At 66.6% G+C, this 22,568-nt stretch carries 15 protein-coding genes; all 15 read left to right on the plus strand.

What is annotated here, in order from left to right; genetic code table 11:
- The first annotated feature begins 56 nt into the window (after nucleotides 1-56).
- The 15 genes from PSRA_RS02005 to PSRA_RS02075 all read left to right on the plus strand — a co-directional run bounded on the left by PSRA_RS02005 (nucleotide 57) and on the right by PSRA_RS02075 (nucleotide 22,566).
- Nucleotides 57-1,295, plus strand: coding sequence for an argininosuccinate synthase (locus tag PSRA_RS02005; RefSeq protein ID WP_094660182.1), 1,239 nt, complete (start codon nucleotides 57-59; stop codon nucleotides 1,293-1,295).
- A 168-nt stretch (nucleotides 1,296-1,463) separates the two neighbouring features.
- Nucleotides 1,464-2,966 carry an argininosuccinate lyase gene (argH, locus tag PSRA_RS02010; RefSeq protein ID WP_094660183.1) on the plus strand — a complete coding sequence of 501 codons (1,503 nt, stop codon included), beginning with the start codon at nucleotides 1,464-1,466 and terminating at the stop codon, nucleotides 2,964-2,966.
- 245 nt (nucleotides 2,967-3,211) lie between these two features.
- Nucleotides 3,212-5,851 (plus strand): hypothetical protein, encoded by a 2,640-nt coding sequence (locus PSRA_RS02015; RefSeq protein ID WP_094660184.1) that lies wholly within the window; start codon nucleotides 3,212-3,214, stop codon nucleotides 5,849-5,851.
- A 264-nt stretch (nucleotides 5,852-6,115) separates the two neighbouring features.
- The gene (locus PSRA_RS02020; RefSeq protein ID WP_143516295.1) at nucleotides 6,116-7,435 is read left to right on the plus strand and encodes a hypothetical protein; all 1,320 of its coding nucleotides are present in this window, start codon (nucleotides 6,116-6,118) and stop codon (nucleotides 7,433-7,435) included.
- A 171-nt stretch (nucleotides 7,436-7,606) separates the two neighbouring features.
- Nucleotides 7,607-8,611, plus strand: coding sequence for a hypothetical protein (locus PSRA_RS02025; RefSeq protein ID WP_143516296.1), 1,005 nt, complete (start codon nucleotides 7,607-7,609; stop codon nucleotides 8,609-8,611).
- Nucleotides 8,612-8,774: 163 nt separating this feature from the next.
- Nucleotides 8,775-9,944: a mediator complex subunit 15 domain-containing protein gene (locus PSRA_RS02030; protein WP_143516297.1), complete on the plus strand. Its 1,170-nt coding sequence runs from the start codon at nucleotides 8,775-8,777 to the stop codon at nucleotides 9,942-9,944.
- A 257-nt stretch (nucleotides 9,945-10,201) separates the two neighbouring features.
- Complete coding sequence (locus tag PSRA_RS02035) at nucleotides 10,202-11,500, plus strand: hypothetical protein (RefSeq protein ID WP_143516298.1); 1,299 nt, start codon at nucleotides 10,202-10,204, stop codon at nucleotides 11,498-11,500.
- Between the two features lie 119 nt (nucleotides 11,501-11,619).
- Nucleotides 11,620-12,636 carry a hypothetical protein gene (locus PSRA_RS02040; protein ID WP_094660189.1) on the plus strand — a complete coding sequence of 339 codons (1,017 nt, stop codon included), beginning with the start codon at nucleotides 11,620-11,622 and terminating at the stop codon, nucleotides 12,634-12,636.
- Nucleotides 12,637-13,648: 1,012 nt separating this feature from the next.
- On the plus strand, nucleotides 13,649-15,268 hold the full coding sequence (locus PSRA_RS02045) for a hypothetical protein (RefSeq protein WP_094660190.1): 1,620 nt from the start codon (nucleotides 13,649-13,651) through the stop codon (nucleotides 15,266-15,268).
- Between the two features lie 207 nt (nucleotides 15,269-15,475).
- Complete coding sequence (tyrS, locus tag PSRA_RS02050; protein ID WP_094660191.1) at nucleotides 15,476-16,801, plus strand: tyrosine--tRNA ligase; 1,326 nt, start codon at nucleotides 15,476-15,478, stop codon at nucleotides 16,799-16,801.
- A gap of 176 nt (nucleotides 16,802-16,977) precedes the next feature.
- Nucleotides 16,978-19,110, plus strand: coding sequence for a tetratricopeptide repeat protein (locus PSRA_RS09770; protein ID WP_476704356.1), 2,133 nt, complete (start codon nucleotides 16,978-16,980; stop codon nucleotides 19,108-19,110).
- Nucleotides 19,107-20,237 (plus strand): HAD-IIA family hydrolase, encoded by a 1,131-nt coding sequence (locus PSRA_RS02060; RefSeq protein WP_094660192.1) that lies wholly within the window; start codon nucleotides 19,107-19,109, stop codon nucleotides 20,235-20,237. Before PSRA_RS09770 ends, PSRA_RS02060 begins: the two co-directional genes overlap by 4 nt.
- On the plus strand, nucleotides 20,234-20,611 hold the full coding sequence (locus tag PSRA_RS02065; protein ID WP_094660193.1) for a hypothetical protein: 378 nt from the start codon (nucleotides 20,234-20,236) through the stop codon (nucleotides 20,609-20,611). Before PSRA_RS02060 ends, PSRA_RS02065 begins: the two co-directional genes overlap by 4 nt.
- 3 nt (nucleotides 20,612-20,614) lie before the next feature.
- Entirely contained in the window at nucleotides 20,615-21,481 is an 867-nt protein-coding gene (locus tag PSRA_RS02070) for a TlyA family RNA methyltransferase (protein ID WP_245834833.1), read from the plus strand.
- 83 nt (nucleotides 21,482-21,564) lie between these two features.
- A complete protein-coding gene (locus tag PSRA_RS02075; protein ID WP_094660235.1) occupies nucleotides 21,565-22,566 on the plus strand; it encodes an NAD kinase in 1,002 nt (333 codons plus the stop codon).
- The last annotated feature ends 2 nt before the right edge of the window (nucleotides 22,567-22,568 follow it).

The following is a 22,568-nucleotide window of genomic DNA, read 5'->3' on the forward strand; positions in this document are numbered from 1 at the left end:
ACAAGTGACAGGAACCGTTCCCCAACGGACGGCATAACCGAAAGGCACAACACAAGATGGCAGACAAGAACCGCATCGTTCTGGCGTACTCCGGAGGCCTCGACACCTCCGTCGCCATTCCGTATCTCAAGGAGCGCACCGGCAAGGACGTCGTCGCCGTGTCGCTCGACGTCGGTCAGGGCGGCGAAAGCCTCGAGACCGTCAAGGCCCGCGCCCTCGCGTGCGGCGCCGTCGAGGCCTACGTGGTCGACGCCCGCGATGAGTTCGCCAGCGAATACTGCATGCTCGCGCTCAAGGCCAACGCCATGTACGAGGGCGTGTACCCGCTCGTCTCCGCGATCTCCCGTCCGCTCATCACGAAGCATCTCGTGCGCGCCGCCCACCAGTTCGGCGCCGATACGATCGCCCATGGCTGCACCGGCAAGGGCAACGACCAGGTGCGCTTCGAGGTGTCGATCCAGTCCATCGACCCGTCGCTCAAGGCCATCAGCCCGATCCGCGACCTGCAGCTGACGCGCGACGTGGAGATCAAGTACGCGCAGGACCACAAGCTGCCGATCGAGCAGACCGAGAAGTCCCCGTACTCCATCGACCAGAACGTGTGGGGCCGCGCCATCGAGACCGGCTACCTCGAGGATCCGTGGAACGGCCCGACCAAGGACGTCTACTCCTACACCGACGACCCGGCCTTCCCGCCGGTCGAGGACGAGGTCACCATCGAATTCAAGCAGGGCGTGCCGGTCAAGATCGACGGCCGTGACGTGACCCCGCTGCAGGCCATCGAAGAGATGAACCGCCGCGCCGGCGCGCAGGGCATCGGCCGCATCGACCTCATCGAGGACCGCCTCGTGGGCATCAAGTCCCGCGAGCTGTACGAGGCCCCGGGCGCCGTGGCCCTCATCACCGCGCACCAGGAGCTCGAGAACTGCTGCCTCGAGCGCGAGCAGCACCGCATCAAGCGCGACATCGACAAGCGCTGGGGCGAGCTCGTGTACGACGCCCAGTGGTATTCCCCGGCCGTGCGTTCGCTCAACGCATTCATCGAGGACACGCAGAAGTACGTCTCTGGCGAGATCCGCATGACGCTGCATGGCGGCCGCGCCGTCGTGACCGGCCGTCGTTCCGACGCGTCGCTGTACGACTACAAGCTCGCCACCTACGATTCCGGCGATACCTTCGACCAGCACGCCTCGGTCGGCTTCATCGAGATCTACGGCCTGCCGAGCAAGGTGGCCGCGGCCCGCGACGTGAAGTTCGGCAACGCCATCGAGGTGCCGGAGAACACCGTCGAGTAACCGCCCGGACGGCGTGACCATGACAAGACGATGACGATATGACGATGCGATGACGGCGACATGCGGCGCGGCCGGGTTCCGGCCGCCGCATGCCGCCGTCATCGTCGTTCTGCCACGCCGCACATACCTGACATTCACGCATCTGACACCCACGCATCTGGAGGGTTTATGACACAGAACACCGATTCCCGCAATGGCGAGCCCGGACAGGACGGCATCGCGCTGTGGGGAGGCCGCTTCAGCTCCGGCCCGTCCCCGGCGCTCGCGCGCCTGAGCAAATCCACGCAGTTCGACTGGATTCTGGCGGACGATGACATCGCCGGGTCGCGCGCGCACGCCCGCGCGCTGGGCCGCGCAGGTCACCTGACCGACGACGAGCTCGCCCGCATGGAGGCCGCGCTTGACGAGCTCCAGAGGCGTGTGGACTCCGGCGAGTTCGCGCCCATCGAGGCCGACGAGGACGAGGCCACCGCGCTCGAACGTGGCCTGCTCGAAATCGCCGGCGACGAACTCGGCGGCAAGCTGCGCGCCGGCCGCTCCCGCAACGACCAGATCGCCTGCCTCATCCGCATGTGGCTGCGCCGCCACGCGCGCACCATCTGCGGCCAGCTCATCGACCTCGTCACGGCGCTGATCGGCCAGGCGAAGAAAGCCGGCCACACGGCCATGCCCGGCCGCACGCATATGCAGCATGCGCAGCCCGTGCTTCTCGCGCACCAGCTCATGGCGCATGCCTGGCCGCTTCTGCGCGACATCAACCGTTTCGCCGACTGGGACCGCCGCGCCGACGCCAGCCCCTACGGCTCCGGCGCCCTCGCCGGCAACACGCTGGGACTCGACCCGCAGCAGGTGGCCGCGGAGTTGGGCTTCTCGAAGGTGACCGACAACTCCATCGACGGCACGTCCTCGCGCGATGTCGTGGCCGAGTTCGCGTTCATCGCGGCCATGACCGGCGTCGATCTGTCGCGTCTGTCGGAGGAGATCATCATCTGGAACACGCAGGAGTTCGCCTTCGTCAAGCTCGACGATGCTTATTCCACGGGCTCTTCGATCATGCCGCAGAAGAAGAACCCGGATATCGCCGAGCTCACGCGCGGCAAGGCCGGACGCCTCATCGGAGACCTCACAGGCCTGCTCGCCACGCTCAAGGGCCTGCCGACAGCCTACGCGCGCGACCTTCAGGAAGACAAGGAGGCCGTTTTCGACCAGGTGGCCCAGCTCGAGACCATCCTGCCGGCGTTCACGGGCATGGTGGACACGATGGTGTTCAACGACGCCCGCCTCGAGGAGGAGGCTCCCACCGGCTTCGCCCTCGCCACCGACATCGCCGAATGGCTGGTGAAGAAGGGCGTGCCGTTCCGCCATGCGCACGAGCTGTCGGGCGCCTGCGTCAAGCTCGCTGAATCCCGCGGCGTGGAGCTGTGGGACCTGACCGACGATGATTTCGCCGCCACCTTCGCCGATTTCCTTCCCGCCGACGTGGCGCCGCAGGTGCGCGAGGTGCTCAGCACGCAAGGCTCCGTTGACTCCCGCCGCGGCAAGGGCGGCACCGCCTTCGTGCGTGTGCAGGAGCAGATTGCCGATGCCGAAAAGACCGTGGACGCGGCGCGTGTCTTCGCGCGGTCCGTGTCGGACGGCTCGGCGTACAAACCGGCGGGCTCGCTTGCCTGAGACGCCGTGAGCGCCGGCCGGGCATAGGCCTCGGGCCGGCTGTCATGCTGCGGATGTTGAGAACGCGGGACGGGAAACCGTTCCGCGTTCGTTGTTGTTCGATGGATTCGCACCCCCGTGTCTTCTTTCGTCTCGGTTACAATGAAGCCAGAGTGTAGGGTCGGGGACATCTCGGGTGCACCTGCGTTGCGCAGACGAAGCCGTTCGCGCAACGCCCAAACGAAGACATTCAGAGGGAGACTGCAATGCATCGCGCGATATCGGTGTTCGAATATGTGGTCGCGGCGTTCGCCATATGCGTCGCGATACTTGGCGTTGCGCCGGCGCCGCAGGCCGCGGCGGCCGCGGCATGGTCCACGATTCCCATGTCGGCCACGGTATCGTCGCCCGATGGGGCGGAGGGGGCGTCCCTTCCTGCGCGCACGCCTGTTGACGGTTTCGAAAGCATTCCCGTCCCGGGACTGAGCAAAACCGTCACACCCGAGCTTTTCGCCGGAACCATGGCGTCGAAGGGCTATTCCATCGACGCCCAGCCGATTATCGTGTCGCCGGAAGGCAAGAAATCCGACACGAACGCCACGAACTCCACCACCTCCGACGTGGCCGTCCTCATCGAATTCGACACGCCGGAGCATGCCACGGCATCCCTGACCAACGGCTTCGCCTCGCAGTTCGCCCAGAGCCGGGGTGTCGACCTGGGCATCGCCAGCTCGTCCGTCACGTATTCGGGAACGGCCGTCATCGCCACCTACACAGGTGCCAACGCCACGCTGTACCAGGCGGTGAAGGGGACCATGTCCGTCATCGGAATCGTCGGCGAGGGCTCCGATGCGGCCGAGTCCATCCTGACGGACCTGGGGTTTCGCGAATCGAAGGCCGAGCGCGTCGTGCGCTTCGCCGTGGCCGCCATCATTGTCTTCCTGCTGCTGGCCATCGTGTTCAGGATCCTGCGCGGCATCAACCGCAGGGTGCGCAGCGGGCTGACCCGTCAGGAGTCGACGCCCGACGTCGAATCGATGCTGTATGACTCGTCTCCCTACGGCACCACCGAATCCGACCTGCATGAGGAATACCATCCCGATGCGGACCAGGATGACCCGGCGGCGCGCCGGCGTGAGCAGATGAAACGCGAAGGCCTGAGTCCGCTGCCTGTCGTCGCGCCGCGCAACGAATCGTTGGAATTCCGCCCCGACCCGGTTCTCCAGGAGGCGGGGGAGAGGCTCGCCGACCGGTACGACGGACATCATGATGACATGGCGCTGTCCCGGTCGCTGGGCGTCTCCATCTCCGACGCACGCCTCGAGAAAGAGCACGCGCGCCGTAACAACCGTCCGACCACGTTCTACCCCGCGCGCACATCGGCCCCGGAATACGATGAAGCCGGACGGCGTGCGCAGGTCTCCGCCCGCAGCTCGCAGCCGCTCCAGGCTCGCAGCAGCGCTTCCTACGCCACGGCCAGCGCGGCGCCGGCCCGTCCCAAGGACGCCCGGGTGCCCTCAGACATATCCGTGCCGGCGGTTTCTGCCACTGCTCAGCGCGAGCCTGTGCAGCGTGAGACGGTGCGTGAGACCCCGCGCCGCGAGCAGGTGCGTGAGTCGCGCCGCGACCCGCGTCGTGAAACGCATGCCTCCGCCTTCGTCTCGACCAAGGCCAGCCCGGCCGTGCGGTCCGCCGCCGCATCCGTCGCCACGGCCCCCGCGCATTACACGCTGGCGCAGACGCCGGTCGTGGTCGCGACGGACGATCGCGGCGCCCAGTCGGTCGTGCGCCGCTCCGCATCCTCCCCGCGCGCTACGGCTCCGCTGATGATGGCGCCCCTGATGAGCGGCGCCTCCGATGCCGCTCCGCTGATGCATATTCCCGGCGGTGCGCTCGCTCCGCGCGCCACCGGGGCCGACGCGGCGGCAACAGTGGAGCCGGCAGCGGCGAAGACAGCAGCGGCGACGATGGCGCCGAAGACAACGGCGCCGACAATGGCGAAACCGGCGGCCGACACCACGATGTCGCCGGTTGCATCGCAGGAATACGGTGCCGCTTCCGAACTGGCCGCCCATACGGTCCCTGTGCACAGCGCCGCGGCAGCCCACGTCGCGGAGCATCATGTCGCCGAGCATCATGTCGCGGAGCATCACACCGCCGCGCGGCATGTCGCGGCATCCGTCACTCCCGCCGTACCCGAATCCTCGGCGACCGAGTCCTCTGCGCCTGAGTCCGTAGGCTCCACGCCGGCATCCGCATCCGTCCGCGCCACCGCGCCTGCCCCGTCCGAGCCAATCGTCGAAGGCATGGCACCCGCGTCAGCGGAGCCATCGTATGCTCCGAGCGCCGCACCCGTGCGCACTGGGTATTCCGAGGTGCCCGTCGCCTCCGAACCCGCGAACCCCTACCGCGCGTCGCACCGTGCCACGGGCTATTCCGCCGAGTTTTCCGCCGCCTCGCATTCTTCCTCGGTACCGCATACGGCGTTCGGATACGGCGCCGGTTCGCTTACCGGACCCTCGTCGTCATTCGGCCGGCACCGTCCGTCCATGCAGGCGCCCGTCGTCAGCCGCCCCACGTCATCGGGGCGCTACGCCGCCACCGTGGCGTCGCACTCCCCGGAGGCCCTCGCCGACGACCCGCTGTTCGGAACGCAGCCGGGGCAGGTGTTCGTGCCGCCGTCCCTTCGTGGCTCCGTGCAATCCGCCGACGCCGAGGCATCGGCGGCGTCCGAATCCGATGGCCTCGTGCCCGTGCGTCTTGGCGATGACGAGACACCGCAGGCGCCGACCGAGCCGCAGGACTCCGACAACCAGGGGGAGCACGCCGTGGAGGAGGCCAAGCGCAGGTCGCTGAAGAAGAACCTGCACCGGCTCAAGGGCGTGTACTTCCCGGGCGCCCGCTGATGACGGTGCGCCGACGGTGGCGTGACAAGGCACAGGTGTAGCATGTCCTGTAATGCCGTCGTTTCCTGCTGCCGAGGAGACACAGCGGATACGGTGGGCAGACACAGAATTCAGACGGGGAATTCCGAATCGCTTCTCGCAAGAAGGAATTCGCGCGCAGGAATTCACAGGAAGAATTCACGGAGAAATCACCGTAGCGAAGTCGCCACGGAGCGGCGCCGCTGCGTCCTACGCACCGGGCATTCGGTGCAGAAGGGGACAATCATGGGCATATCCGGATCCGGAACCCCCATCGTTTCTAGCGTTTCTACCGGCTCTACCGGCATGCGTCGTCGCACCGGGCGTCGGACCGCGCTGGGCGCGCTTGCCCTCGCAATCTCGACGATGATCATGTTCGCCGTCCTCGTTCCCGCAGGCCATGCCGCGACGACGGACAGCTCGGCGTTCCGTAACGCGGTCCAGCAGCAAGGCCTCACCGTCATCGATGGCTCGACCTGGGATTGCACCAGCGCCTTGTCGGATACCGGGGTGGCGGAATCCGACATCACCGAATGCGTGGCCGCCGCCAACTCGGCCAGCGATTTCATCGCCGTGTATATTGCGGCCTCCTCGGACCTCGTTTCCACGATCGACTATGCATATTCGCATCCTGAATTGCTTGCCGACAGCGGCATGACCGTCACGACGATCGGTTCCGGATACAAGATCGACATGGGCTCGGGTCTCCTCTCGTGGCTGTATACCAGCGATAACGCGGTTCTCGAAGTAACCAGCAAGTCGACCGATCCCGCGTACGGAGAGACCGCGGCCCTGAAGATCGCCGCGGATTCCGGCTTCGAAACGAGCGGCGCGTCGGGTTCCTCGTCGGCGTCGCCATCCGCCTCCGCATCGCCGTCCTCGGCGTCGCCGTCGTCTGCGCCGTCATCGTCCTCCTCCGCGTCCTCCGCCTCTGCGCTGCCGACGTCTTCGGCCTCCTCGTCCTCGCCCTCGCAGACCTCCGACTCGCAGGCCGGAGCCGAGCCCCAGTCCGATTCGACCAAGGACAACAAGAACACGATGATCTGGATCGCCGTCGCTGCCGGCGTGGCCGTCATCGTGCTGATCGTGGCCGCCGTCGTCATCGTGAACAACAGGAAGAAGACGGCGCTGGATCAGGCGAGCCAGGTGGGCATGGGATACCAGGGGTATCCGGGACAGCAGGGCATGGGCGGCATGCCGGGATACCCGTCGCAGGGCGACTTCGGACCCGTGAGCGGCGCGCCGGGGAACCAGCGGTACGGCGGCCAGAGCGGGTACGGCCAGAACGGTTACGGCAACCAGGCCTACGGCCAGTCCCAGAACTACGGGCAGAGCGCCGGCGGCGGCTGGGGCCAGCAGTCCGGCCAACAGGCTTATGGCCAGAACTACGGACAGCAGGGCAACGGCGGCTATGGCTATGGCGGCTATGGGCAGAACTACGGCACCCCGCAGCAGAACGGTCAGAATCCGTACGCCTCGGACCAGCAGGCCACGCAGCGCATCGGATATGACCAGACCATCCAGCAATACGGCCAGTACAACGACGGCCAGGGCTATGGGCGATGACCGGCCTGCGGGAGATCGCCCCGTAGTACGATAGGTAGGAGTTTCGTCGGGCGTCATCGCGCAGGAGTAGCGATTCCGGCGGAGAGACGGAGAAATCACCGTAGCGAAGCCGCCACGGGGCGGTGTCGCTCCATCCTACGCGCCGTGTACTCGGGCAGAAGGGGGAGAACCATGGGATCATCCCGATCCGGAACCCAGGCCAGGCCGATGGCGGAACGCCATCGTTCGCGGGGGCGCATCGTCATGGCGGCGCTGGCATGCGCGGTCTCGATGTTGCTGCTCGCCTTCTTCGTCCCCGCAGGGCACGCGGCTACGACGGATTCCCAGAAGTTCCGCGACGTGGCCCGACAGGAAGGTCTGGACATCGAAGAAGCGACCGTCAGCGAATGCGCCGATGCCCTGCAGGGCATGGGCGCGACCGATGCCGATATCAGCGAGTGCCTCGTCGCCGTCGATTCGAACGGCTCCTTCACGGCCGCGTACGTCGGGGCGACGTCCGATCTCGTCTCCACGGTGAGGTATGCGTGCTCCCATGCGCAGTCCATGGCGTCCAGCTCCGCTACCGTCACCCAGTTCGGTTCCGGATACAAGGTGGAGGGGGATGACAGCGGGGCGACCGGGTACCTGTATATCAGCGACAACGCGGTGCTGACCATGACGTCCAAGTCCTACGATTCCAAGTACGGGGAGACCGGTGCGGCGAAGATAGCGGATGATTCGGGGTTCGGCGCAAACGCCCCTTCGTCCTCCTCGTCCTCGCCCTCGCAGTCCTCCGACTCGCAGACCGGTGCCGAGCCGAACGGCGGCGCCCAGGGAACCGACAGGAGAATCATCTGGATCGCCGTGGCCAGCGGCGCCGCCGTCGTCGTGCTCATCGTGGCTGCGGGCGTCCTTGTGCATAACAGGAGGAAGACGGCGCTCGAACAGGTCGCCGCCGCGGGATACCGGGCCCCGGTGTTCCCGGGATATCCGGCGATGCAAGGTCAGCGGCAGTTCCAGGGGCAGCCGGATTCCGCCTGGCCCAGCGCCGATGGCGCAGGGTATGACGGACGGCAATACGGGCAGAACCCATACGCTCCGGGCTGGCAGGCGGGCAGTCCGGCCGGCTATGACCAAACGGCCCGGCGCAACGGCCAGCCGTACGGCGAATCGCAGGGATGGCCGTACGGAGGCTGACAATCCGCATGGCAGACAGTCGCCGTCACGGCGATATGTCGTTTCCTTACAATGGAAGTGTTACTGCCTCTCCGGCCATGCCGTTCGGATTCGCGCCACCGGTGGCGCGAATCCGGGCTTCGGGTTTTCGGCGGGGCAACGATTGCAAAGAGAGAGGGTAAAAATGTCTCGTACAGGGGTAAGGCGTCTCGCAGGAAGCCGGACGCACAGGGTCGTGGCGCTGGTCGTGGCGCTGGCCGCCAGCCTGCTTCTCATGCTTGGCGGATGCTCGTCGGGCTCGTCCACAAGCGTCGACAAGTTCGAGAAGGCCGCGAAGGACGAGGGGCTGACGCTTCTGTCGTCGGAATACTCGTTCACGTCGTCGGATTGCGCCAGTGCGATGTCGTCCATCATGGACAGCATGTCGTCCAGCGACATCACGTCATGTTCCGCTGCGTATTCCAGCGATGTGACCGTCATGTACATCGGCCTGAGCGGATCCAAGGCCTCGGAGTTCTCCAGCTCCCTCGATTCCGAAATCAAGAAGAGCCCGGACGAGGCGACCAAGATCAACGGCGGATATCAGGTGTCGCAGAGCGGCGAGAACGCCGTCATCTACGTCAGCGGCGATGCTTTGTTCGTCGGCTACGGATCCTCCGACAGTGACCTCGACACCGCCAACAAGATCGCCAATGCCGCCGGCTTCGGCAAGTCCTCCATGCCCGTCACCACCATCGTGATCATCGCGGTCGTGGCCGTGCTCCTTGTCGCCGCCATCGTGGTGGTCGTCGTGGTGACGAAGAGGAGGTCCGCCCAGGCCGCGCAGGCCCCGATGTATCCGATGGGCCAGCCTCAGCTCGGCCCCGACGGAATGCCGATGGCCATGCCGTATGGAGCGCCCGGCGCCCCGCAGCAGCCGAACGGTCAGTTCGCGGCCCAGCCTTATGCGCCGCTTGACCCGAACCAGCAGTTCGCCCAGCCCGCGCCTGACCAGGGCCAGCAGTTCGGCCAGCCCGCGCTCGCCCCGAACCAGCAGTTCGGCCAGCCCGCGCAAGGTCAGACCGATCCGTTCGGCCAGCAGAATGGCCAGAACTACGGTGCTCAGAGCGCCCAGGGATATGGCACCCAGGATTACGGTCAGCAGAACGGCCAGAATTATGGTGCCCAGAACTACGGTTCCCAGGATTACGGTTCGCAGGACTATGGCCAGAACGCAAGTCCGAGCCAGGGCTATGGCCAGCCGCAGCAGCCGTATGACGGTTCGCAGAACGTCGTGAACGCCAATCCGTACGGCTCCTCCGACCAGTATGGTTCCCAGAACCCGTACGGTGGCCAGTTCCCGAACCAGCAGTAGGACGGTGTTCCGGTAGGGTCTCTCCCGGCTTTTCATCGCAGACCCATCCCGACCCCGAACGGCGGCCGGCGCGTGATTCACGCGTCCGGCCGCCGTCTGCGTATGAGGACGTTCCATGACACGGAATGCCGGCCGTTCTCCTCCGGGCAGGACGAGCCCTTCCGCTACGATGGGGCGAAGCAGGCACAGCCGCTTGTTCGGCACAGGCGTCAGGAGCGGCGCCGGTGCGAAAAGAGAGACACACGAGAGGATCGAATATGTCACGGATAGGGACGAGCCGTCGATTTTCCACAAACCGATTGTCCGCACGGCGCCTTGGCGCGCTGGTCGTCGCGCTGGCGTCCGGCGTGCTCATGGTGCTGGGCTCCTGCCTGGTCGCGCCGGCCGCGCATGCGGCGACGAGCGCCGATGCATTCATGTCCGCGGCTCAGGCGGCGGGGCTGGACATCAGCGACCAGGACGCCGATGCGTGCGCCTCGGATCTATACGACCTGGACGTCCAGAGTGGGGACATCAAAAACTGCAAGTGGGCGATGGATCCGGACTATGATCTGACAATCACCTATGCCGACCTTGATGCGTCGAAGATGGATTCCTACAAGAAGTCCGTCGAGAGCAGCTTCATCATCGAGGATTCCGTCACCAAGACCAGCGGCGGCTACGAATACGGTTTCAGTACGTCGGATGCCGTGCAGGCGTATTATTTCAGCGACACATCGGTTTTCTCCGTCTTCGCTGATACGACCAGCGCTCTTGACACAGCGCGTTCCGTCGCCAAGAGCAGTGGATTCGACGCACCCGATCCCGGAACGCCCCTGAAGCGATCCGGTTCCTCGGGTTCCTACTCCACCAGTTCCGAACCTGGCGACGATTCCTCCGACGGCAGCTCCAGCGGCGAAAGCGGCGTCAGCGCGCCATTCGGTCAAAGCGGTTCCGGCAGCTCCAGCGGCACCAAGGCGAACGGCGATGCATCCAAGGGCACGGGGGATTCCGCATCCGCCAAGGACTCGTCGGACAAAGGCATGTCCACCACCGCGATCGTCATCATCGTCGTGGTCGCCGTCCTTCTCGTGGCAGGCGTCATCGTAATCATCGTGGTTTCGCGCAGGAAGCCCCGCGTCCCGCAGTACCCGATGCAGCCGCAGCCGTACTGGCAGCAGAACCAGTACTCGCAGCAGGGCGGCAATAACGGCCAGTACGGCAATGGTCAGTATGGCAATGGTCAGTACGGACCGCAGGGCGGATATGGCCGGAACGGTGGGTATGGCCCGCAGGGCGGAAACGGGTATGGCCAGAACGGGCATGGACCGCAAGGTGGATATGGGTATGGCCCGCAGGGCGGCAATGGCCAGTACGGGAACGGTCAGAACGGGTATGGACCGAACGGACCGCAGAATGGGTACGGCCAGTCGAACGGCTGGGATTCCCCGACGCAGCGCTTCGACCAGTCCAACCCGTACGCCCCGCGCTTCTCCGATGTGCCGAGCGACGGCGAAGCCGACGATGGCGGTGCAGTCGATGGCCATCCGACGAGCGGACCGTCGCGGAACGCATAGGGGAGCATAGGGGAGAGAGATGGCGGTCGCCGTCGCAACGGATGGCCGCGTCCCGGCCTCATATCGACCGCCGGGCGGGACCCGGCTCGGACAAATCGGACAAACAAGGAGAACCATCGATGACATGGATCGTCTCGTCTCGCCGTCATGGTGCGCGACGCCGCGGCCTGCTGCTGGCGCTGGCTTTGGTCGTGCCGCTTCTGCTCGGCGGAATGGTTGCACCCGCCGCCTTCGCGGATGATGCGGATGAGGCCGGCGCATTCAAGACCGCCGCTGACAACCACGACATGGGCGTCATGGATTCGGACGCCGAGACCTGCGCCACCAGCATCGAGGCATATGCGGGCATGGGTCTCGAAGCGGCCGACATCACCTGGTGCCTGTGGGCGTACGAATATCGCGACGAGGGGCATGACATCATGTCCGACATCACGTATGCGAAAGTCGATCCGTCGAAGATCGATTCCTTCAAGCAGGCGCTGGAGCACAGCCTCGATGGCCGTAGTGCGGTCCGGACCCGCGCGGGATGGGAGGTCTCCACGGGGTCCGACGACGGGAGCGGGTCCTCGGAGCACCTCAAGCTGTACTACTTCAACGATTCGGCCATCTTCTTCGGCAATGCATGGACGCCTGACTACGGGGATCGGTACCGGGCCATCGCCAAGGAGAGCGGCTTCGACGTGGATGCGCCGGAATCCGTCTCATCGTCGGATGCGTCGTCCGATGCGTCGGGCTCATCGGATTCGTCGGCATCCTCCGGTTCCCCGACCAGCTCGGCGCAGGACACGGTTCTGTCGCTTGCCGCGGTCATCGGCATCGCCATCGCTGCCGTGGTGCTTCTCGTCGTCGCCATCGTGATTGTTACGGTGCGCAGGCGCCGTGCAGCCGCCATGGGGCCATGGCAGGCGAGGCCGCCGTACCCGAATCAGCCGTACCCGAATCAGCAATACCCGAGCCAGCCGTATCAGCAGCCCGGGGGCGGTGCATGGCCGGGAGCCTGGGGGAACGGCCAGTATCCTCCCCAAGCGAAGGCTTTCGGGCAGACGGCCCCGTATGCGCCGCAAGGAACCACCCGCGACGCCGGGGACCGTCGGAACACGGGGAACCCTCCGTCCGGATGGAACGGCAAGGCGTAAGGCGATGACGGGAAGCCGCGCGTTCCACGGCATCCGACGCAGCCGCAGCCGTACCGGCGGCAGGGCCAGTACCCGCAGCAGGGCGGCAACGGCCGGTAAGGAATGATCGCAACGGCTGCGGTCCGAGAGGCCGGGATCCCCACTTTGGGTGGTTTGGTGGGGTTTGGGGTCGATTGGGTGGCCGAGATGGCGTTCGGCGGGTGTGGTGGCACCCGCTTTGGGTGGTTTTGGGTCGGTTTTCGATGATTTTCCGGCCGGGATGGCGTTCGGCGGGTGCGCCGGCACCCACTTTGGGCGGTTTTGGGGTGGTTTTCGATGATTTTCCGGCCGGGATGGCGTTGGGCGGGTGCGCCGGCACTCACTTTGGGCGGTTTTGGGGTGGTTTTCGATGATTTTCCGGCCGGGATGGCGTTCGGCGGGTGTCTGGGTACCCGCTTTGGGCGGTTTTGGGGTGGTTTTCGATGATTTTCCGGCCGGGATGGGCTTCGGCGGGTGTCTGGATACCCACTTTAGGTGGTTTGGTGGGGTTTGGGGTCGGTTGGGTGGCCGAGATGGCGTTCGGCGGGTGTCTGGATACCCGCTTTGGGCGGTTTCGGGGCGGTTTTCGACGATTTTCCGGCCGGAATGGGTTTCGGCGGGTGTGACGGCACCCACTTTAGGCGGTTTCGGGGCTGCTGCCGTTGGTGGGGCGGGGTGTGACACGACGAGATGGGGCATCGTGGCTTCGCGCCTCCGCACGCAGACTCCGCCGCACGCAGACTCCGCCGCACGTAGACGCCTCCATGTATCATGTGACACGTGCGATGATCAATGGTGATTGCATCCCCAGACACCGGTCGGAGTTCCGGCCCCGGAGGTTCCCGGCCCCATTCCGACGTCCCGCCATCGTAGCCGCGCAACCGCGAGCCGCGAACCCGCGCCACGTCGGGCGTGCGAGACACCGGGACACCGAAACACCGGGTGGGGGCGCCGCACGAGAGACATACGCGAGAGACACGAAGAAAGAGGAAACATGCACAACATAGGCGGATCCGAGCGATCATCAGCGCCATCGCCCGTACCCCTGCGCGTCACGGCGTCCGAACCGCTCTCCGGCTCCCGCATGCCCCGAGCGGTGGCGCTTCTCGTGCTGTTCGTCGCCATGCTCCTGACCCTGGGCGGCTGCTCCGTCTCGATCGACGGCCCGTCCACAGAACGCTTCGAATCCGCCGCCAAGCGCAACGGCATGACTCCGTCCACCGATCTGTGCGAGCAGTACATCACGCAGTACTCCGGCGAGCTGTCGCCCGCCCTCGGCTCGGCGTCCTCCGGCTCCGACGATTCCATGGCGTCCGGCCCCAGCATGGCTGACATCGCCACCTGCTCCGTCGCAATGAAAGCCGATGACAACACCCACCGGATCTCCGCACTGCTCATGTACCTCGAGGTCGACGACCGCGGCATCGTCGAAAGCATGACGAGCAACATGGAAAGCAACAAAACGCTGTCAAGCCTGTTCAAGTCGGACGACGCGGGCTACAGCGCCTCCACTTCGGTGGCGGGCAACGACCTGTGGATCGGCATCTACACGGCGCGCAACAGCATCCTGCTTGTGGTGGGTAACTCCGACGAACTGCGCCCCGTGGTCAAGGAATCCGGCTTCGCCACGCATATCGTCGACAAACGCAGCCTCGTCATCGCGGGCGTGGTGGTGCTGGCGATCATCGTGCTCATCCTGCTCGCGATGATGTCGTCGTCGATGCGCCGCAAGCGCATCAACCGCGAGATGGACGAGGCGATCCGCGGCAACCTGCCCGTGCATGATTCCGCGGCCAGGGTGCCGGCCGACCCGCATCTGCTTCCGCGCAACGCCGCGGTGATGCAGCCGGGGCAGGAGTTCGTCCCGTTCGACTGGAACGGTGGTGCGAACGGCGGCGCGGCGAACGACGGCGCCGGTGTCGGTTTCGCCAACGGCGCCGCGTCGGCGAACGCTCCGCGCGACGGCATGGCATACGACGGCAAGGCATACGATGACGGCGCGGACCATGCCGTGAGGGACGATGATGCGGCAAGCCGCAACGGACACTACGATGCGTCAGCCGACGCATACCGCGGCAACCGCTCCTTCGTGCCGGGCCAGTCCTTCGAACCTGGGCAGTCTTTCGAGCCTGGACAGGTCTCCCAGGCGAATCCGGGTCTCGATCCCATCCATTCCTTTGACCCGCGCCAGCAGAACCATCCGGACCATGCCGACGTGCCGGCGGAACCCGAGCCAGCGGACCAGGGCGCGTCCTATCCGGAGCAACCCGTTTATCCGACGGAACCCGTGTCGGTGCCATCGTATGAAACCGGCGCCTACGGAAGTTCGGCCTATGGATACGTGCCGTCGGGAGACGAACGCAACGCCGATGCCAATGGCATCGATTTCCCGGATCGTCCGTACCCGGCCGCCGCACGGCAGGATCCCGCGCCGTCCGACGAGCCGCAGCAGACGTCGTCGGCCGCGCAGCCCCCGCAGCGCCAGGCGTCGGGCGCCTCCGTGCCCTGGCGTTTCTCCCCGCAGCGCTACAGGGATTTCGACGATTCCGATGACGGCGACCAATCGTTCATGTATCCCAGGAGGGGAGCGGCCCCGAACGGCGACCGCGCCTAGACGTCGCCCCGTCCGCGCCCCGTCGCCCCGTCCGCGCCTCCGCCATCCATCGAGCTTCCGCCCTGTCGCCATAGGCTGGCACAATGTCAGGAGTATGAGTATCCGCGTCGGCAACACCGGCGCGCTCTCCGGCACAGCCGGAACGACATCCCGGTTTCGGGCGCGACGCGCCGCAGGGCGCGGTTATACAAGAACAGAGGGAGCATCATGGCTCAGGTGAGGAATTACAGCGAAGCGGGCTTCTCCACGCTGATGGAGGAGCTGGAGTGGCGCGGTCTGATCAATCAGTCGACGGACCGCGAGCAGCTTGCCGCCGTTCTCAACGGAAAGCCCATCGCCTACTATTGCGGCTTCGACCCGACCGCCCCGTCCCTCCATATCGGCAACCTCGTGCAGCTCATCGTCATGCGCCACCTGCAGGCCGCCGGCCACCAGCCCTACGCCGTCGTCGGCGGCGCCACCGGCCTTATCGGCGACCCGCGCCAGAGCGGCGAGCGTACCCTCAACCCCAAGGAGATCGTGGCCGGCTGGGTGGAGCGCCTGCGCACCCAGATCTCGCGCTTCCTCTCCGCAGAAGGCGACAACGCGGTGAAGTTCGTCAACAACTACGACTGGACGGCGAATATGTCCGTCATCGACTTCCTGCGCGACGTGGGCAAGAACTTCCGCCTCGGCACCATGCTCGCCAAGGAGACCGTCGCCCGTCGCCTTAACTCCGAGGAGGGCATCTCCTTCACCGAGTTCAGCTACCAGGTGCTGCAGGGCAACGATTTCCTGCACCTGTTCGACGAATACGGCGTGGTGCTCGAGACCGGCGGCGCCGACCAGTGGGGCAACCTCACGTCGGGCCTCGACCTCATCCGCAAGGTGCGCGGCGCGTCCGTGAACGTCATGACGAGCCCCATCATCACGGATTCGCAAGGCAAGAAGTTCGGCAAGTCCGAGGGCAACGCCATGTGGCTCGACCCGACGATGCTCAGCCCGTACAAGTTCTACCAGTTCTGGTTCAACCAGCCTGACGACCAGGTGGTGAAGCTGCTTAAGGTGTTCACCTTCCTTCCCAAGGACGAGATCGAGCGTCTGGCCGGCGAGGTGGAGACGAACCCCGGCGCCCGTGAGGCCCAGCGCACGCTGGCCTGGGAGGTTACGAGCTACGTGCACGGCGAGGATGCCACGCAGCAGGCCATCGACGCGGCCGCCGCGCTGTTCGGCCGCGGCGAGCTGTCGGGTGTGGACGCGGCGACGCTTGAGTCCGCGCTCGAGGGCGTGAAGGTGACCGACGAGGACGGCCGTTCCGTGTTCGCCACGGCGACGCCGGGAACGCGCGTCACCGAGGCCGCCGTCAAGGCCGGCCTGTTCAAGTCGATGTCGGAGGCGCGCAAGACCATCGCGTCCGGTGGCCTGTATATCAATAACGAACGCGTCACGGATGTGGACGCCGAGCTGACGGAGGAGGATTTCCTGTCTGGCCGCTTTGCGGTCGTGCGCCGCGGCAAGCGTGCCCTCGGCGCTGTGGAACTGGGCAACGCCTGAGTCCCGTAAGTTTTTGTGCAGCGTGACGGGGCGCATCGCGACCGGCGGTTTCCTTCGGGAGGCCGCGACCGCGGCGTGTCCCGTCTGGCACTATCGAGTATTGTCTACTTCGCGATTCCGGCAATAAGAGCCGGCGCGGCCCGGCATGGGCGCGCCACCCCGGACGCGGCAGGCGCATGAGGCGCATATCCCGGTCTCCCGGGGGTCTTGGAGGATCATCAATGAACGACAACAACGGCGGATACGGACGTCAGGGCGGTTCGGACCGCGGCGGGTATCACAAGGGCGGCGACCGCGGCCACGGCGGCTACGGCGGCAATCGCGGCGGCTTCCATAAGGGCGGATCGAACCGCGGGGGCTTCCACAAGCACGACGACCGTCGCGATTTCCATCGCGATGGCGATTTCAAGCGTGATGGCGACCGTCGTGACTTCCATCGCGATGGTGACCGTCGTGATGTCAAGCGCGGTGGTGATTTCAAGCGTGATGATCGCCGTGACGGCGGCAGGCGTTTCGACCGCGATGACCGCAGGTCCGGCGGGAAGCGTTTCGATCGTGACGATCGGCGTGATTTCCACCGTGATGGTGACCGTCGTGACTTCCACCGTGACGGCGATCGCCGCGATTTCCATCGCGATGGCGACCGTCGCGATTTCAAGCGCGGTGGCGATTTCAAGCGTGATGGCGACCGTCGTGACTTCCATCGCGATGGCGACCGTCGTGATTTCAAGCGCGGCGGTGATTTCAAGCGCGATGACCGCCGTGACGGCGGCAGGCGTTTCGACCGCGATGACCGCAGGTCCGGCGGGAAGCGTTTCGATCGTGACGATCGACGTGATTTCCACCGTGATGGCGACCGCCGTGACTTCCATCGCGATGACCGCCGCGAGGGCGGCAATCCGCGCTATGCGCACGACGACCGCCGCTCCTTCCGCGGCGATCGCGACGGCGATCGTGGCTTCCGCCGCGACGACCGCGAGAGGACGAATCAGGATTCCTATGAGAAGGGGCGTGGCGACAGCCGCGACTTCCAGCGCGAGCACCGCTTCCGCCGCGATTCCGACGCGAATTACCGCGGCGGCCGCCGCAATTCCGACGGCACCGTGTCGTATCCGTCGCAGAACCCGTACAAGGCGCGCCGTCCCAACGAGCCCGTCATGCCCGAGGGCATGATGTGGAACATGCTGTCGGAGGATGAGCGCGAGCGTCTGCGCGGCCTGTCGAAGGAACACGCCGAGAACATCGGCCTGCATATCCTCGCCGCCGACTCCCTCGTCGACACCGATCCGAAGGCTGCCCTCGAGCACGCCAAGTGGGTGGCGCACCAGGCGTCGCGCGTCGACTTCGCGCGCGAGACCTACGCCCTCGTGGCCTACCGCACGGGCGAGTACGAGACGGCGCTGCGCGAATTCCGCACCGCCTACCGCATGAACGGCTACCCGGACTACCTGCCCTTCATGGCCGACTGCGAGCGTGCCCTCGGACACCCGGAGAAAGCCGTCGAGCTGGCCATGAGCGAGGACGCCAAGCGTCTGACCGCCGATTCCAAGGCCGAGATGTTCATCGTGTACGCCGGCGCCCTGGGCGACCTCGGCAAGTGGGACCAAGCCATCGAGGTCATCCGCCGCCTGTCCCGTTCCAAGGGCCTGCCCGGCCCGTACCGCATGCGCGCCCTCCAGGCCGAGCAGAACCTGCTCGAGCAGGCCGGCCGCGCCCAGGAGGCGCAGGAGCTCGAGGACACCGTCGAGACCTACGAGGACGAGTACGCCGACATGGATGATGAGGAGATTGCCGAAGACACCTTCATCGACAACGACCTGCAGTTGCTCAACCCCGAGGAGATGGAACGTACGGGCATCGTGACCGCCGAGGACATCCTCGACGCCGAGGAGGAGGAACGCCGCGAGGCCGAGGAGCGCCGCGCCCAGCGCGAGGCCGAGCGTGAGGCTGCCGAGGCTTCCGATGGCGAGGCGGCTGCCGAGGCTTCCGATGGTGAGGAATCCGCCGAAGCGTCCGATACTGCCTCCGACGAGGGCGAAACGTCCGACGATGCTGCCTCCGATGATTCCGAGAAGGCCGACGATGCTGCCTCCGAGCAGGCGGACGCGGACGATGCGGCCGATGCCGAGACGACGGATGATGCTCCCGCCGAGGCTGCTGAGCCTGCTGAGCCCGCCGAAGCCGAGCCTGCCGAAACCGAGTCGGCCGCGCCGGCCGCGGATATCGTGGAGCCGACGGAGCAGACCGCCGACGCCGCATCCGCTGACGCTGCCGACGTCGACACGACGAACGGAACGGACGCCGCATGAGCGATATCCGCACGCCGCATGCCCTGAAATCAACCGCCGCCCCGCTCAGCGAGACGTACGATCTCGTCCTGCTTGACCTCGACGGCGTCGTCTACCGGGGCAAGAACCCCGTCGAGCATGCGGCGGACGGCATCGCCGACGCCGAGCGCCACGGCATGCAGATCTCGTACACGACGAATAATCCGTCGCGCTACCCGCATACCGTGGCCGAGCAACTCGAGGGCTTCGGCCTGAGAGTCGCCGATAACCAGGTCATCACCTCCGCCATCGTCGCCGCGCGCATGCTCGCCGACAGGCTTCCGCAGGGCTCGCGCGTCCTCGTCGTGGGACGCGAGCATCTGTGCGAGGAGATCGAGAAGAACGGCCTGACGGTTGTGCATACAGCCGCAGAGCATCCCGACGCCGTCATCCAGTCCTGGCACCAGGACCTGAGCTGGGCGGAGCTGGCCGAGGCATCGTATGCCATCGCGCAGGGCGCGCGGTATTTCGTGACGAACAAAGACCTCACCATTCCGCGCGAAGGCGGCATCGCGCCGGGCAACGGTGCCATGCAGCTGCCCGTCATCACCGCCACCGGCGTCAGGCCCGAGGGCTCCGCCGGCAAGCCCGAGGCCGCTATGTACGACGAGTCGCGCCAGTTGTTCTCGAAAACCGCATCCCTCGTGCCGGTCGACAGGTCGCTGCCCTGCGGCGACCGCCTCGACACCGATATCGAGGCCGCGAACCGCGGGGGATACGATTCCCTCGTCGTGCTCACGGGAGTGGCGGACCCCGCGCAGATCCTGACCGCCGCGCCTCTGCAGCGACCCACGTATGTGGCCGCCGACCTGAGGGGCCTTAACCGCGTGCAGCCCGCCGTCGAACGCGGGGCGGACGGATCGTTCCGCTGCGGCGACGCCGTGGCGCGCTGCGATGGCCGGACGGTGCGCATCGACATTGGCGGCCGTCCGGTTGACGCCCCCGACACGCTGGATGCCCTGCGCGCCGCATGTGACTGCGCCTGGGCCGCCGTGGACGAGAACGGGGCCAATCCCGAGGCGCTCCGCCTGCCCGATTTCGCACCTGTGCTTCATGAAGCCGACGAGGCCGATGGCGCATATGGGACCGGGACGGACGGCAGCCGATGAGCTATATCGACGACATGCCGCGGAGCGCGGCCCCGTTCGGCTCGGCGCCCGACTCGGACAAGGCTCCGGAAACCGGCGACACGCCTGATGTTTCCGGCGAGTCTCCGGATGCCGACGGGGCATCGGATCGCGAGCTTCTCGAGCGCTTCCCGGCCCTGCGCCAGACGCGCGGCGACGACTACGACGCCCAGGCCGAGGCCTACGAGGCGGTTCTCGCCGCGCTCCAGCATGATCTCGACGCCCTCGGCGCCTCGTCCGCCGCGTCTGGTGCCTCCAATGGCACATCCAACGGCGCCTCCAACGGCGCCGCGAACCCCGGCCAGTCGAACCGCGACCGCCAGTCCGGCCGCCACGGTCGCCATCACAGGCGGTGAGCCATGGCCCGATCGATGAATCGTTCCCTCGGCGGATCGCCGCATCGTCTGTCGTCCTCCGGCACGCTTGCCGGCACGTCCGCCGACATTCCCACCGAGCGCTGCGACGCCGCCCTGGTGCGCCGTGGCCTCGCCGCCTCCCGCACCCGTGCGCAGGCGCTGATCCGCAAGGGCGCCGTCAGCCTCAACGGGGCGCCTGTGCGCAAGGCATCGCAGCATGTGCTGCCGCATGACGAGCTGCGTGTCGATGCCGGCGACGACTACGTGTCGCGCGGCGCGCTGAAACTCGTCGGCGCCTTCGATGTCTTCGACCTCCCGTCGCCCCGCGGCCGCGAATGCCTGGACATCGGCGCGTCCACCGGAGGCTTCACGGAGGTCCTCGTGCGCCGCGGAGCCGCGCGCGTCACGGCGCTCGACGTCGGCCACGGCCAGCTCGCCCCGCGCGTGGCGCGCGACCCGCATGTGCTCGACATGAGCGGCGTCAACGTGCGCGACGTCGAGGCGGCGGACCTTCCCGCCGTCCCGTCGTTCATCGTGTCCGACGTGTCGTTCATCTCACTGACGTATGTCATCCCCGTCATCCGCCGCATTCTCGACGCCGACCCGACGCTCGACGCCACCATCGTGCTGCTCGTCAAGCCGCAGTTCGAGGTCGGCAAGGGGCATCTGGGCAAGAACGGAATCGTGCGCGACGAGGCCCGGCGCGACCAGGCCGTGCGCACCGTGCGCGAGTGCGCGCGCAGCAACGGCTTCACGGAGCGCGGCTTCGCCCCGTCCCCGATCCTGGGCACGCATGGCAACGAGGAATTCCTCCTGTGGCTGTCGCGCCCCGCGCGAAGCGACCGCGCGGAGGGCGGCGATCGCGCATAGGATGGAAGACGACGCGCGGCATGCGCGGCGCGGAGGCGAAAGGAGTGCGTGGCATGGATCTCAGGCCGAACACAGGGGAGGGGATGAGCCTGCCGGACGTCCCCGCCGGGGCCATTGGCGTGCGCAAGGCCGTTATCGTCACGCATCCGCGCCTGGCCACCGGGTCTCCCGTCGTCGCCGACACCATGGCCGCGCTCGAATCGCGCGGCTTCGACGTGCGCCTCATCGACAAGATCGACCCGCGCCCCTTCGGCCAGCCGACGCCCCATGTGGATGACGACACCGAGATCGTGGTGGTTCTCGGCGGCGACGGCACGATTCTGCGCGCCGCCGAACTCGTCAAGGGCACGCGCGTGCCCGTGCTGGGCGTGAATCTCGGTCACGTGGGCTTCCTTGCGGAATTCGAAAGCTTCGAGCTGGAGGAGGCCGTGCGCCGCATCGCCAGCCGGGACTACACGATTGACGAGCGCATGATCGCCGACATGGAGGTGTGGATCCCGGGGCGGGACGCCCCCCTGCGCGACTGGGCCCTCAACGACATCACGCTCGAGCACACGGACCGCGGCAGCATGATCGAGGTGGGCATCGAGGTCGACGGCGTGGCCATGAGCTCCTTCGGCTGCGACGGCGTCATCGTCTCCACGCCCACCGGCTCCACCGCCTACGCCTTCTCCGCCGGCGGCCCCGTGATCTGGCCGGGCGTCGAGGCCCTCGAACTGACGCCTCTGGCCGCGCACGCCCTGTTCGCACGCCCCCTCATCATCGGATCGAAATCCACCTTCGGCATCGAGATCCTCGATTCACCGCCCTCGTCATCGGGAGGGTGGATCTGCTGCGACGGACGCCGCCAGGGGCGGGTTCCCAACGGCACGCGCGTCATCGTGCGCGCCTCCGACAGCCACCTGCGCCTTGCGCGCCTCGAGGACGTGCCCTTCACCCGCCGCCTCGTGACGAAATTCGACCTGCCCGTCATCGGTTGGCGCGAGCAGAGCAAGCGCACCGCCCACGCCCGCTGGAACGGGGCGGCGGACGATGAAGCCACCCCTGGTATTTCCGCGACCCCAGACACCCGCGAAGGAGCCTGAGC

Source organism: Pseudoscardovia radai, assembly GCF_002259605.1.
In the GTDB taxonomy this organism is placed as follows: Bacteria; Actinomycetota; Actinomycetes; order Actinomycetales; family Bifidobacteriaceae; genus Pseudoscardovia; species Pseudoscardovia radai.